Raw genomic sequence first — 13,853 nt, 5'->3', positions numbered from 1 at the left:
AAAATTAAGCTACAAAGATAAATCATTAAAACTTTTTAAACTATATTCGTAGTAATGAATATCAACGACTTTATATTAGACGAAATTAAAGCACTTACTTTAAAAAGCACTGTAAAAAGAGCTCAAGAAGTCTGTGAAAATTTACCGATAACTCATATTCCTATTGTTGAAAATGGAAAACTAATTGGCTGTTTACCCGCAAGTGACATTCAAACAATAGAGGGTAAAGACCAAAAATTAAGTGAATACTCTTATTTATTAGATAACTTTCATTCTAATGAAAAAGCGACATTACTTGATTTAATTGTTTTGTTTGCAGATAATGATTCTAATTTAATTCCTATTTTAAATCAGGAAATGAATTATATTGGTTATTATGAGCTAAGCGATATTTTAGATGCTTTTGCAGATAGTCCTTTTTTACACAACGAAAGTGAAACTTTAATTGTAAGTAAAAACAAAAATGATTATTCGATGAGCCAAATTGCTCAAATAGTTGAAACTAGTCGAGGTAAACTATTGGGTCTTTATATTTGTTCTGAAAATCAAGACAATATTCAAGTTACTTTAAAAGTAATTACTGAAGAAATAAATGAAATTATTCAAACTTTCCGAAGATATGACTACAATGTAGTTACACGACATGAAGATGATTTTTATTTAGAAGAATTAAAAGATAGAGCTGCATATTTAAGAAAATACCTAAATATGTAATTCACAAAACTTGTTAACCAAATATTATAAACATTGAAAAAAGTAGCTATTTACGGTCAATCCTATACCATTTCAGCTGAAAAAGAAATTATACTATTATTATCAGAATTAGAAAAAAATAATATTGTTGTTTTTTTTGAACAAGATTTTTACAATCTCTTAGTTGAAAATAATTCTTTAACAAAAAAATATCCTACATACTCACATTTTAGTGATTTGTCAAACTCTTTTGACATGCTGTTTTCTATCGGAGGCGATGGAACAATATTAAGAGCTATTACTTATATTCGTGATTTAGATATTCCTATTTTAGGAATCAATACTGGTAGATTAGGTTTTTTAGCTACTGTTCAAAAAGATCAAATTAAAGAAGCTGTAACTTTATTACTTGAAAAAAAATATTCTATTCAAGAACGAACTTTATTACAGGTAACAACAATTCCACAAGTAAATGAATTTACTGACTTAGATTTTGCTTTAAATGAAATAACCATTGCACGTAGAAATACCACATCAATGATTGGTGTAAAAACTTTTTTGAATGATGAATATCTAACAAATTATTGGGCAGATGGTTTGATTATTGCCACACCAACAGGGTCTACAGGATACTCATTAAGCTGTAATGGTCCTGTGATTTTACCTAATGCTAAAAATTTTGTTATTACACCAATAGCTCCTCATAATTTAAATGCAAGACCAATGGTAATACCTGATAATACTTGTATTAATTTAGAAGTCAGTGCTCGTGAAAAAGACTTTCTTATATCTCTTGATTCTCGTATTACTACAGTTCCTCAAGGCACTAAAATTAAAATACAAAAAGCTAATTTTACTATAAAAAGTATTTTATTAGAAGATCAATCGCATTTAAAAACACTAAGAGTCAAGCTTTTATGGGGTGAAGATACTCGTAATGAATCCTTATAATACCGATTACACACAATAAATCTTTTAAAAAAAGTTAATCAAAAAGACATTTATTAACTTTTAAAGCAAATTCATTTTCCTATATTTGCGTGCTATTTTATAATGAAGAAAAAATTTCTATTCATATTATTTGCTTTAACAGCAATAACAATACAATCACAAACTCACGAAATCGGTTTTTTCGTCGGGGGTTCTAATTATATAGGAGATATTGGTAGAACCAATTATATCTATCCTAATGAAGTTGGTGGTGGATTAGTGTATAAGTACAATTTAAACCCAAGAATAGCACTTCGAGGAACATATACTTATATTCCTGTTTCTGGTGATGATAAAGATTCAGATAATTTATATCGACAAAAAAGGGGAAATCTATTTTCGAATAACATACATGAAGTTGCTCTCGGGATGGAGTTTAATTTTTTTGATTATAATATCAGTAATTATAAAACAACTTTTACGCCATATATTTTAGCCGAAATATCAGCTTTCAATTACTTTAGTCCTTCTGAAGAAATGGATTCAAATAATACTCGTTTAAAAAATAAATTTTCTTATTCATTACCTTTAGGTATTGGAATTAAAGGTCGTTTATACGATCATTTTGCTATTGCTTTTGAAACAGGTGTTCGATTTACCTTAGTAGATGATATAGATTATACAACAGACAAAATAGAAAACTTAAACTTTGGTGGCACTGGAAATGATGTATATATGTTTACAGGGATTTCTATAGTTTACACCTTTGGAAGACCACCATGTTACAATGGATTGGCAGAATAAATATGGAAGAAAAATTACACCGCATTAACTTGCAAAAAGTACCAAATCATATCGCTGTTATTATGGACGGTAACGGTAGATGGGCAAAAGGTAAAGGAATGCAACGTATTTTTGGACACAGAAATGCATTAACAGCTATTAGAGAAACCGCAGATGCTGCATCTGAAGTAGGTGTTCAATTTGTTACTTTATATGCTTTTTCTACGGAAAATTGGAACAGACCAAAACTAGAAGTAGATGCATTAATGAGCTTAATGGTTAGTACTCTAAAAAAAGAACTCCCTGAATTTCAGCGTAAAAACATAAAAATAAATGCAATTGGAAATATTACCAGTTTGCCTAAAAATGCGCAAAAAATACTAGCACAGGTTATTGATCAGACTAAAAATAACACTAAAATTACATTAACCTTTGCTTTAAGCTATGGTTCTAGAGAAGAAATTGTTAATACAATCAGAAATATATCTAAAAAAGTTGTTAATAACGAACTCGATATTGAAAAAATAGACGAAAAAATTATAAATAACCATTTATATACATTTAATTTGCCCGACGTTGATTTAATGATACGTACAAGCGGAGAACAAAGAATTAGTAATTTTTTACTTTGGCAAATGGCCTATGCTGAATTATATTTTACAGATATATTATGGCCAGACTTTAGAAAAGAACACCTTTTTGACGCTATAATAGATTATCAAAACAGAGAAAGAAGATTTGGAAAAACAAGCGAACAGATTGAGATCAATGAATAAATATTCTTATTTAGCCGTATTTTTAATCGCCTTTTTATCGGCGAGCGTAAAAGCACAAAACACAGTAAACAATGATAATGTAACCTCTAAAAATGTTGTTTCTTATAAAAAAGGACAACAATATATACTTGGAGGAATTACTGTTAGTGGCTTACAAAAATTTAGCGAACAAACTATTAAAGTTTATACAGGATTGGTAGATGGACAACCTATTAAATTACCTGGAGATAAACTTACAAGTGCAATTAAAAAACTATATGAAAGTAAACAATTTAGCCAAGTAGATGTTTATTTATCTAAAAAAGATGGAGAAACAGTATATCTTTTGTTTGATGTTACTGAGTTACCTCAATTAACAAATATCAATATTTCTGGTTTAAGTAAATCCAAAACAAAAGAAATTAAAAAAGAGACTGAACTTAAAAAAGGAAGTATGGTTACCGATAACTTAATCGTAACCACTAAAAATTATATTAAAAAGAAATATACTGATAAAGGTTTCTTAAAAACAAAAGTATCTTTAGATACAAAAAAAGATACTACTGACATAAATACTGTTAGTATGAATATTTTTGTAGATAAAGGTAAGCGTATCAAAATTAAAGAAATCAACTTTAACGGAAATAAAGCATTATCAAACAAATACTTACGCAGTGTTATGAAAAACACAAAACGTAAGTTTTTAGGACGTTTCTGGAAATCATCAAAATATATTTTAGATGATTATAAAGAAGATTTAGAGAAAATTCTTGAAAAATATAGTGAAAATGGATATCGTGATGCCCGTATTTTATCTGATAAACTTACTTGGAATACCGATAATACAATTAATCTTAATATTGATGTAGAAGAAGGTCGTCAATACAGATTTGATGATATTAAATTTATCGGAAATAAAAATTATACAGATGATTTTTTAAATCGTTTTTTACGTATTGATAAAGGTGATGTATATAACGGAAAAGTTTTAAAAGAACGTATTTCAGGTGATGGAACTCCTAATTCACAAGATATTCAAACATTATATCACAATAATGGATATTTGTTCTCACAAATAAACGCGATAGAAACTAGCGTAAAAAACGATTCTATTACTGTAGAGGTTCGTATTCGTGAAGATGAAAAAGCAACTATTAAAAAAGTAACTGTAACTGGTAATGAAAAAACAAATGACCATGTTATTTACAGAGAATTACGTGTAAAACCAGGTGATTTATTTAGTCGTGAAAACATTATTAGATCTATTCGTGAAATTGGTCAATTAGGTTTCTTTGATGCAAATGTAACTCCTGATGTAAAACCAGATTACCAGAATAAAACAGCTGACATTGATTTTTCTGTAGTTGAAAAAGGTGGTAGTCAAATTGAATTACAAGGTGGTTATGGTGGTGGATCATTTATTGGTACTTTAGGTTTATCTTTTAATAACTTTTCTTTAAGAAATATCTTTAAAAAAGAAGCATATAAACCACTTCCAATGGGTGATGGTCAAAAACTTTCACTTCGTTTACAAGCTAGTCAAACATATAATACTTATAGTTTTTCTTTTTCAGAACCATGGTTAGGTGGTAAAAAACCTCAATCTTTATCTTTTTCAGTCTATTTATCAAATCAATATCAATTTGACTACAGTAGAAATAAAGTTAATAGAAACAATAGTTTAAGTATTATAGGTGCTACAATCGGTCTAGGAAAACGTTTACAATGGCCTGATGATTATTTTTCTTTATCACAAAACATTAGTTTTCAAAGAATCGATTTACACAATTACGGATATCGTGTTGGTTCATCTAATGATGTTATAAGTGAAGGAAACTTAAATAATTTAGCATATACAGTTTCTTTTAGTCGTAACTCTACAGGACCTAGTTTAGTATTCCCTACTTATGGTTCAGAATTTACAATTAAAGCCAAAGCTACACTACCTTATTCTTTAATTAACGGAAAAGATTATACAGAAGCTGAAAACCCTACAAATGAACAAAGACAAGAATATTTAGCTGATAAATATAAATGGCTTGAATACTATAAGTTATCTGCAAAAGGAAAATGGTACACATCTTTATCTCAAAACAATAAATTAGTATTAATGTCTAATTTTGAAATGGGATATTTAGGATCTTATAATGATGAATTAGGTTTAACACCTGTTGAAAGATTTTTTGTTGGAGGTGATGGAATTGCACAAGGACAATTAGACGGTAGAGAAACTATTGGAGTTCGTGGGTATGAAAACAATAGTCTTTCTGTTGGACCTGATGGTCAAAACGAAGGAGGATCTATTTACAATAAATTTCAAATGGAATTACGTTATTCTATTACAGATAAACCTTCTGCATCAATTTATACTTTAGGTTTTTTAGAAGCTGGTAACTCTTATGAGAATTTTAGTGAATTTAATCCGTTTAAATTAAAACGTTCAGCTGGTGTTGGTGTTCGTATCTTTATGCCTGCATTTGGATTGTTAGGTATTGATTTCGCACATGGGTTTGATCCTTTACCAGGTCAAATTCAAAAATCTGGGTGGCAAACACATTTTATTATCGGAAGGCAGTTTTAAAAAAAGTTTACTTTTGAAATAAGTTTCATTTTTTGGCACGGTTTTTTCTAAATACATTATAGCAAGATGAAGAAAATAATTTTATCAATCGTTCTTTTACTTATTACAAGCAGTATTGTTGCACAAAAAAGTCAACGTATAGCGTATATTGATATGGAGTATATACTTATAAATATTCCTGAATATTTAGAGGCACAAAACTCCTTAGACGCTAAAGTTGAAAAATGGAAAACAAAATTAGACAAAGAAGCTAGAGCTATAGAAGTTTTAAAAACTGATTTAACTAATGAAAAAGTTATTTTAACAAAAGATTTAGTTTTAGAACGTGAGGAAGATATTACCATAAAACAAGAAGCTTTACGAAGATTAGAATCATTATACTTTGGTCCTCAAGGAGATATGTATAATTTAAGAAGACAATTAATAAAGCCTATTCAAGATCAGGTTTATAGTGCTGTTCAAACAATTGCTTCAAGAAAAAAATATGATTTTGTTTTTGACAAATCAGGTGATTTAGTAATGCTGTATTCAAACAAAAAACACGATATTAGCGAACTTGTTGTGAAAATGATTAATATTGATCAGAAAAAACAAGAAAAAAGAGATAAGATTGCAGCTAAAAAAGAATTACTTAAAAATGAAGGTTTAAGTGATGCTCAGAAAGAAAGAATAGCTAAAAAAGAAACTCTTAAAAAGAAAAAACAATCTGATAGAGTTGAAAGAGCTAAACGTATTGAAGAAAAAAGAGCAGCTAAGTTAAAAAAGATTGCAGATGCAAGAGAAGAATTAAAACAAAAGAAAGATGCTGCAAGAAAATTAAAAGAAGATGCTAAGAAAAAAGCATTGGAAAAATAGAATAAGTAAATCAAGAATAGAGAACCTAAATTAAATTAAAAAACAAAGATGAAACATTTTAAAACCCTATTATTAGTTGCAATTTTTACAATTGGATTAGGTGGTATCGCAAATGCACAAAAAACGGCACATATAAACACTGATAAGTTATTATCTGAAATGCCAGCTACCAAGTCTATGAAAGCTGAGCTAGAAAAATTAAATAAAACATATCGTGATGATATTGAAGCGATGTACAAAAAACTAGAAGCTAAAATTAAAAAATACGAAGCTGAAGGTAAAAGTCAAACGCAAGAAGTTAATCAAAAAAGAGCTATAGAGGTTCAACAAGATAGACAACGTCTTACAAAGGCTGAACAATCTGCAGGACAGGAAATGCAAAGAAAATATCAAGAAAAAACACTTCCTATTTTAAAGAAAGCTGAGCAAGCTATTAAAGATGTTGCTGCTGCTAAAGGAATTATTTACGTATATGATGCTGCCCCTGGTAAAGGATTAATCGTTTACGAAAAAGGAGAAGATATTTATGGAGCTGTGAAAGCTAAATTAGGTTTTTAATAAAACTTAAAAATATATTATAAAAATCCTGCTGAATTCAGCAGGATTTTTACTTTTGTAATATATGATTACTAAAGCACAACAACCTATCGGTATTTTTGATTCTGGAATTGGTGGAACATCAATCTGGAAAGAAATTAATGTCTTATTACCAAACGAAAGTACTATTTACTTATCCGACAGTAAAAATGCGCCATATGGGCAAAAATCAAAAGAAGAAATTCTTGATTTATCTATTAAAAACACAGAGTTTTTAATTAATAAAGGCTGTAAACTAATAGTTGTTGCTTGTAATACAGCTACTACAAATGCTATTGACTATTTAAGAAGTAATTATTCAATTCCTATAATAGGAATTGAACCAGCAATTAAAACGGCATCTATCCAAACTAAAACAGGTACCATAGGAATATTAGCTACAAAAGGAACACTTAATAGTGCTTTATTTGAAAAAACATCAGCTAGTATTAATAGTGATATTATAATTATGGAACAAGTTGGTAATGGGCTTGTTCAACTTATTGAAGAAGGTAAAATAGAATCAATAGAAATGACCAACTTACTAAATAAGCATTTAAGCTTAATGCTTTCTTCTAAATGTGATTGTATTGTTTTAGGATGTACACATTACCCCTATTTAATTCCACAAATAAAAAAAATTGTAGGTAGTAGCGTTACTATTATTGATTCCGGAGAAGCAGTTGCTAAACAAACAAAAAAAATATTAGCAGAAAACAATCTTATTAGTACTGCAAAAAAAAATACCTACAACACTTTTTACATCAATAAAGATAAAAGTGTTCTAGATATTATTTTAAAAGACTACAAAAAAGCTATTATAAATTATTTAGATTTCTAGAAACTTCCATTAATATTAGGACACGCTGAAGCTCTACGCTTTCTACACAAAACATTCATACCAAAAGAAATTTGATGAAAACCTCCATTAGAATATACAATATCTCCTGTTTGTTGTGTATATGTATAAGCAAACATTAAATTTTGATAATTTAAACCTACAATTGGAGTTACATAATTTGCATCACCAAAGGCACTACTATCAAAACTTCTTCTATAAGATAAAGCCGCCCATAATTGTGTGGTATCAAATTGCTTGTAAGCCTTAAAGTTTAAATCAGCAATTTTCTCACCAGTTATATCTTTATATTGAAACATTACAGAAGGTTCAAATTGTAATTTATTTTTATCGCCAAAAAAGTAACCAGCTCCTAAAATATAGTTTCTCAAATTTAGAGATTCAAAATCAGGATTTAAATCATTCTTTGCTGATAACATTATGTTTTTAATAGTTAAATATGATGAAAAACCTTTATAATGATATGCCATACCAAAATCAGCATTAAAATAAAAATCACTTATTCTTATTTGCTCAACCATAGGATCACCTTTAAAGTCCTCTTGATTTACTTCATTTTGCACCATAGACATTGATAATCCAAATGATAATTGCTTGAATAAATTTTCATTCCCCATATCTAAATGATATGCATACGTACCTTGCAATCCTTTTTGAGAATGATATCCGTTTTTATCATTAAAAAGAATTAAACCATACGCTCCTTTTGAATTTTCGTTAAATTTTGCATGAAAACTTGCTGTTTGTAAAGAAGGAGCATCTTTTACCCCTACCCATTGCTGACGAGCTGTTACACGTAATTTCCCACAGCTTCCAATACCCGCTGCTGCTGGATGTAATAAATAAGTATTGTCAGATAAATAATCTGCGTAAATAGGTAATGTTTCTTGAGCTGAAATTTTTGTAATTAAAATAAAGAAAAAGAATAATATAAATTTGTTCATGTTTTAAGTTTAAGAAATAGTCACCAAATATAACCAATAATTACCGTAAATAGTTTTATTTTTAAATAAAACACATTTATAGTTGGTTTTTTATGGTAATTTAATAATTTAATCGATAATTTGATGGCGTTTTATTTTTTAATTCTTTAAATTTTCTGTTGAAATTTGAAATATTCTTGAATCCAGATTTCTCTGACACTTCAATAATAGAATAATCTTTATTTTGTAATAATTTACAAGCAGTTTCAATTCTTAACTCATTTAAAAAAGTAAAAAATGTTTTATTTGTTCTCTGCTTAAAATATCTACAAAAAGCATTAGAAGTCATATTTGCAACAGCAGCAATATCTTCTAATTCTATTTTTTTATTATAGTTACTCAATGTATAATCCATAATATCTCTCATTCGTTTTCCTTCATTATCTGTATATTTTTTTTCATAAACAAATGACGAAAGAGATTCTGTTTCTGATTTTAAAATAACATCGACTATCCTTATAAAAACAATAAACTTTAATAAATCCCTACTTTTTTGTAATTTTAAAAAATATCTTCTTAATTTTTTATTGTTCGATTTGACTCTAAAACTATTTTTAGCAATATTAAAAAAAGTTGCGATATCTTTAAAATCATCTAATTCAAAAAACGTTTCTCCAAATGATTTTTGAGTAAAGAAAAGCGAAATCATTGAAGAGTTTTTTATCCTAGAAGTATCACTTTTAAAAACGTGAGGTTGATTACCTGCAATAACTAAAATATCATTAGATTTATATTCGTTAACCGTATCTCCTACAATTAAAGTACCTTCTCCTTTAACAATATAACATAGTTGAATTTCTTCATGCTGATGAAATTTATCATAGAAAAATGCGCCATTATCTTCTTGATATATTAATCCTAAATTTTTAGTTTTTGGAATTTTAAATGGTAAAACTTTCATGTATTTAAAAATATTTTTTATAAATTTATAAAATATTCACCTATTAACATGCTAAAAAGCAAAAAAAAGGTAATATACTACTACCAATAGTTAGAAATTAATCAAAAAAATTTACAAATCTGATATAAATTTGCAAATCTAATATAAGCTTGCACCAAAAAAAGAACATAAATATAAATTGGGAAGACATTATGCCTGAAGTTACTACAACTAAATTCACTAACGAAGATACATTGGATTTAGTTAACTTTCAATTAAATATTAATGCACAATTAGATGCCAGTTATTATTGGAATTAATTTAGATAGTACATTTTAGATACTTTAGCTTTAGAAAGTATTTATATTAGTACTGATAGGTGGAGTTGCAGATTTAGTTATCTGTATTTCTAACAGAGACTTTTACTATCTTTAACTTATAAAATCAGGAAAAGATGATCAAGCTAGATAAATCTAACATTGGTTCTTACCTTTATTAAAAGTTATACATAAATTCTAAATTAATACAAAACATTGAATTAGTAAGGGTTTCTACTCTGGTATCGGTACTGAAAATGTACGAGAGCCTCGTGTACCTTTAATTGGTAAAGAAGAGAATCTCTTTTAGCTATTAAAAAAAAATGGTTAAAAGAACTAGAACTACATTACCTGCATACAAAGAATTAACTATTTTTAGATAAAATCATTATTTTTTTTACTTATTTAATAGTATAAAAGTTTTAAAATGATACATATTTAATACCATTAAACAAATCATTGCTTCATTTTTTGAGGCAATGATTTTGCGGGTTTCAACAGGCCTTTTAATAAAGAAGGTGCTCAAAAAAAGGTATTGATTTTTAAATTAAAATCAATATCTTTAAACACTTAAAAATCACTAAATGTCATCGTACATTAAAAAAAACAATATCTAATGATTACAGGGAAGAATTATATCGGAAATCAATTAAAAGCTACAGGAACTACCACTCATCAAACAGTAAATCCTAAGTTAAATATACAAAATCCAACACCTTTTTTTCAAGCAACTTTAGAAGAGGTTAACGAAGCTGTAGCATTAGCTGATAGCGCATTTAAAGAGTATCGTAAAGTTTCAGGAGAAAAAAGAGCAGAATTCTTAAATGCAATAGCAGATGAAATTTTAGCTTTAGATACTGAACTTACAGATATGTATATGTCTGAATCAGGTTTACCAGAAGGAAGAGCTCAAGGAGAAAGAGGTAGAACTATTGGTCAATTAAGAGCTTTTGCTGACTTAATTTTAAAAGACGAATGGAGAAGTGTTACTATTGATGAAGCAATTCCAACAAGACAACCATTACCAAAATCAGATATCAGAAAAACTTCAATTCCTTTAGGACCTGTTGTTGTATTTGCAGCAAGTAACTTTCCATTAGCATTTTCAACTGCAGGTGGAGATACTGCTAGTGCATTAGCATCAGGATGTCCAGTAATTGTAAAGTCACACGCAATGCACTCTGGAACTGGTGAATTAGTTGCTTCAGCAATTATTAAAGCAGCAGAAAAAACAGGAATGCCAAATGGTGTGTTTTCAAACATTACAGGAAGTGGAAGAGTTGTTGGTAGCGCATTAGTAAAACATCCGAAGGTAAAAGCTGTAGGTTTTACAGGAAGTATTGCTGGTGGTAGAGCACTTTATAACTTAGCTGGTGAAAGAACTGAACCAATTCCAGTATTTGCTGAAATGGGAAGTATCAATCCAGTAGTAGTAATGCCAAATGTAATTGAAAATAAGTCTGAAGCAACAGCTTCTACTTATGCAGGTTCAATTACTATGGGAACAGGTCAATTCTGTACTAAACCAGGATTATTATTAACTCTTGCTGGTGATAAAACTGATGCTTTTGTTAAAGATTTAGCAGAAAAAACAGTAGCAATTGCACCACAATGTATGTTACACCCAAATATTAAAGACGGTTTTGTATCAAACGGTGAAATAGTTACTTCTCAACCAGGTGTTGAAGTTGTTGCTCAAGTAGCAGGAAGTGTTGAACCTAACTTTGCAGCATCAACAATATGTGCTGTATCAGGAGCTGACTTTTTAGCAAATCCTAAAATGCATACAGAAGTTTTTGGTCCTTTTTCTTTAGTTGTAAAAGCAAAAGACCAAGCTGAATTAGTACAAGTTATTGATAGTTTAGACGGTCAATTAACAGGTACTGTATTAGCTGAACAAGAAGATTTTGCTGAATTACCAGCTGTAGCAGATGCTTTACAAGCTAAAGTAGGAAGAATTATTTTTAACGGAGTACCAACAGGTGTAGAAGTTTGTGAGTCTATGACACATGGTGGACCTTACCCAGCATCTTCAGATTCTAGATTTACAGCAGTAGGTTTAGGAGCTATTAAAAGATGGATAAGACCATTTAGTTTTCAAGATTGGCCAACAGAATTATTACCTAGTGAATTAAGAAATTAATAAACTTACAGAAGAACAGTTAAATTAATAAACATTAACAATTTCTTTAAATCAACAAAATTAGTTACCTATTATTTTGATGATTTAAAGAAATTGAAAACTATGCCAACTTTGCTTTCTTAATTAAAGAAATTTTGAAAGGTTTTTTCTAAGGAAGAGTGCAAGTTGGCTATTCAATTTAGTATGAGAAAAACATTTTTTTGTGTTGATGCACACACGTGTGGAAACCCAGTTAGAGTTGTAGCAGGTGGAGGTCCAAATTTAATTGGAGCAAATATGAGCGAAAAACGCCAGCATTTTTTAAAAGATTATGACTGGATTCGTAAAGGATTAATGTTCGAACCACGTGGACGTGATATGATGAGCGGAAGTATTTTATTTCCTCCTCATAATCCTGAAAATGATTTTGGAATTTTATTTATTGAAACTTCTGGTTGTTTACCAATGTGTGGACACGGAACTATCGGTACTATTACTATTGCAATTGAAGAAGGTTTAGTTACTCCTAAAGTTCCAGGAAAAATTAAAATGGAAGCTCCTGCTGGTTTAGTAAATATTGAATACGGTCAAACTGGTAAAAAGGTAGACTGGGTTAGATTAACTAACGTAAAAAGTTATTTAGCAGCAGAAAATTTAACTATTGACTGTCCTGAATTAGGTGAAATTACTTTTGATGTTGCTTACGGTGGTAATTACTACGCTATTGTAGATCCGCAGAAAAACTTTTCTGGAGTACACGATTTTACAGCTAGTAAAATCATTCAATATTCTCAAATTGTTAGAAATAGCATTAATGAGAAATATCCTGATATGTTTATTCATCCAGAAAATGATACCATTAGAGATGTAACACATATGCTTTGGACAGGTAACCCAATTGACCCAACTTCTTCTGGTAGAAATGCCGTTTTTTATGGTGATAAAGCCATTGATAGAAGCCCTTGTGGAACAGGTACATCTGCTAGATTAGCACAGTTACATGCAAAAGGAAAACTTAAATTAAAAGAAGAATTTATTCACGAAAGTTTTATCGGTAGTAAATTTATTGGTAGAGTTGAAGAGGAAACTACTTTAGACGGAAAACCAGCAATTATACCAAGTATTCAGGGATGGGCAAAGGTTTTTGGTTACAATAATATTATTATTGATGACCAAGATGACCCTTATGCACATGGATTTCAAGTTATCTAAAAAAAGAGTTATCTTTCGATTTAAAAGAATTGGAGACAATAAAACATAAAATACTAAGAAACATTTGCTATACCGAGCTTGTTTATCAAAGGATAAATAAAAAGCTTGGTATGGCTTTTTCTAAATTTGAAATAGAAATACTTATTCGAAAAGTGTTAGAAGACACAGCTTTAGAAAACTACGAAAAAATAGGTAAAAACTTCTATATTATCAATAAACATCATAATATAACAGTTACGATTAATACAAGTACTTTTAGAGTTATTACCGTAAATAGAATAAAAAAAGAGTAAGTTTAAAAACATAT

At 29.0% G+C, this 13,853-nt stretch carries 13 protein-coding genes; 11 read left to right on the top strand and 2 right to left on the bottom strand.

The features are described from left to right. Positions 1-54 precede the first annotated feature (54 nt). The 8 genes from PG913_RS02250 (at position 55) to murI (ending at position 8,014) form a co-directional block, all read left to right on the top strand. Entirely contained in the window at positions 55-714 is a 660-nt protein-coding gene (locus PG913_RS02250; RefSeq protein ID WP_271231442.1) for a CBS domain-containing protein, read from the top strand. 33 nt (positions 715-747) lie between these two features. After that, a complete protein-coding gene (locus PG913_RS02245) occupies positions 748-1,644 on the top strand; it encodes an NAD kinase (protein ID WP_271231441.1) in 897 nt (298 codons plus the stop codon). Positions 1,645-1,746: 102 nt separating this feature from the next. Next, positions 1,747-2,427, top strand: a complete 681-nt coding sequence (porG, locus tag PG913_RS02240) for a type IX secretion system protein PorG (protein WP_271231440.1) — start codon at positions 1,747-1,749, stop codon at positions 2,425-2,427. Positions 2,428-2,429: 2 nt separating this feature from the next. After that, the gene (locus PG913_RS02235) at positions 2,430-3,182 is read left to right on the top strand and encodes an isoprenyl transferase (RefSeq protein ID WP_271231439.1); all 753 of its coding nucleotides are present in this window, start codon (positions 2,430-2,432) and stop codon (positions 3,180-3,182) included. Beyond that, a complete protein-coding gene (gene bamA, locus PG913_RS02230; RefSeq protein WP_271231438.1) occupies positions 3,175-5,742 on the top strand; it encodes an outer membrane protein assembly factor BamA in 2,568 nt (855 codons plus the stop codon). Before PG913_RS02235 ends, bamA begins: the two co-directional genes overlap by 8 nt. 66 nt (positions 5,743-5,808) lie before the next feature. After that, a complete protein-coding gene (locus tag PG913_RS02225; RefSeq protein ID WP_271231437.1) occupies positions 5,809-6,597 on the top strand; it encodes an OmpH family outer membrane protein in 789 nt (262 codons plus the stop codon). A gap of 48 nt (positions 6,598-6,645) precedes the next feature. Beyond that, positions 6,646-7,155, top strand: a complete 510-nt coding sequence (locus PG913_RS02220; RefSeq protein WP_271231436.1) for an OmpH family outer membrane protein — start codon at positions 6,646-6,648, stop codon at positions 7,153-7,155. A gap of 64 nt (positions 7,156-7,219) precedes the next feature. Continuing rightward, the gene (gene murI, locus PG913_RS02215; RefSeq protein ID WP_271231435.1) at positions 7,220-8,014 is read left to right on the top strand and encodes a glutamate racemase; all 795 of its coding nucleotides are present in this window, start codon (positions 7,220-7,222) and stop codon (positions 8,012-8,014) included. Here murI and PG913_RS02210 read toward each other — a convergent pair. Both PG913_RS02210 and PG913_RS02205 read right to left on the bottom strand, forming a co-directional pair. Then, positions 8,011-8,976 carry a PorP/SprF family type IX secretion system membrane protein gene (locus PG913_RS02210; RefSeq protein WP_271231434.1) on the bottom strand — a complete coding sequence of 322 codons (966 nt, stop codon included), beginning with the start codon at positions 8,974-8,976 and terminating at the stop codon, positions 8,011-8,013. The genes murI and PG913_RS02210 overlap by 4 nt on opposite strands. Positions 8,977-9,076: 100 nt before the next feature. Next, entirely contained in the window at positions 9,077-9,916 is an 840-nt protein-coding gene (locus PG913_RS02205; RefSeq protein ID WP_271231433.1) for an AraC family transcriptional regulator, read from the bottom strand. A 912-nt stretch (positions 9,917-10,828) separates the two neighbouring features. On the opposite strand from PG913_RS02205, the gene PG913_RS02200 reads away from it, so the two are divergent. The 3 genes from PG913_RS02200 to PG913_RS02190 all read left to right on the top strand — a co-directional run bounded on the left by PG913_RS02200 (position 10,829) and on the right by PG913_RS02190 (position 13,839). Next, the gene (locus PG913_RS02200; protein WP_271231432.1) at positions 10,829-12,355 is read left to right on the top strand and encodes an aldehyde dehydrogenase (NADP(+)); all 1,527 of its coding nucleotides are present in this window, start codon (positions 10,829-10,831) and stop codon (positions 12,353-12,355) included. A 183-nt stretch (positions 12,356-12,538) separates the two neighbouring features. After that, positions 12,539-13,546 carry a 4-hydroxyproline epimerase gene (locus PG913_RS02195; RefSeq protein ID WP_271231431.1) on the top strand — a complete coding sequence of 336 codons (1,008 nt, stop codon included), beginning with the start codon at positions 12,539-12,541 and terminating at the stop codon, positions 13,544-13,546. Positions 13,547-13,575: 29 nt separating this feature from the next. Continuing rightward, entirely contained in the window at positions 13,576-13,839 is a 264-nt protein-coding gene (locus PG913_RS02190; RefSeq protein WP_271231430.1) for a DUF3781 domain-containing protein, read from the top strand. Positions 13,840-13,853: the final 14 nt, after the last annotated feature.

Source organism: Tenacibaculum pacificus, from assembly GCF_027941775.1.
Taxonomy (GTDB): Bacteria; Bacteroidota; Bacteroidia; order Flavobacteriales; family Flavobacteriaceae; genus Polaribacter; species Polaribacter pacificus_A.
Note: the sequence above shows the minus strand (reverse complement) of the source record. Positions and strands in the feature narration are given on the sequence as shown.

Bases quoted from the DNA above. Each gene is read 5' to 3' on its own strand.
- porG (WP_271231440.1), top strand. From the start codon at position 1,747: ATGAAGAAAAAATTTCTATTCATATTATTTGCTTTAACAGCAATAACA.
- PG913_RS02235 (WP_271231439.1), top strand. From the start codon at position 2,430: ATGGAAGAAAAATTACACCGCATTAACTTGCAAAAAGTACCAAATCAT.
- PG913_RS02250 (WP_271231442.1), top strand. From the start codon at position 55: ATGAATATCAACGACTTTATATTAGACGAAATTAAAGCACTTACTTTA.
- murI (WP_271231435.1), top strand. From the start codon at position 7,220: ATGATTACTAAAGCACAACAACCTATCGGTATTTTTGATTCTGGAATT.
- PG913_RS02200 (WP_271231432.1), top strand. From the start codon at position 10,829: ATGATTACAGGGAAGAATTATATCGGAAATCAATTAAAAGCTACAGGA.
- PG913_RS02220 (WP_271231436.1), top strand. From the start codon at position 6,646: ATGAAACATTTTAAAACCCTATTATTAGTTGCAATTTTTACAATTGGA.
- PG913_RS02205 (WP_271231433.1), bottom strand. From the start codon at position 9,916: ATGAAAGTTTTACCATTTAAAATTCCAAAAACTAAAAATTTAGGATTA.
- PG913_RS02225 (WP_271231437.1), top strand. From the start codon at position 5,809: ATGAAGAAAATAATTTTATCAATCGTTCTTTTACTTATTACAAGCAGT.
- PG913_RS02195 (WP_271231431.1), top strand. From the start codon at position 12,539: ATGAGAAAAACATTTTTTTGTGTTGATGCACACACGTGTGGAAACCCA.
- bamA (WP_271231438.1), top strand. From the start codon at position 3,175: ATGAATAAATATTCTTATTTAGCCGTATTTTTAATCGCCTTTTTATCG.
- PG913_RS02210 (WP_271231434.1), bottom strand. From the start codon at position 8,976: ATGAACAAATTTATATTATTCTTTTTCTTTATTTTAATTACAAAAATT.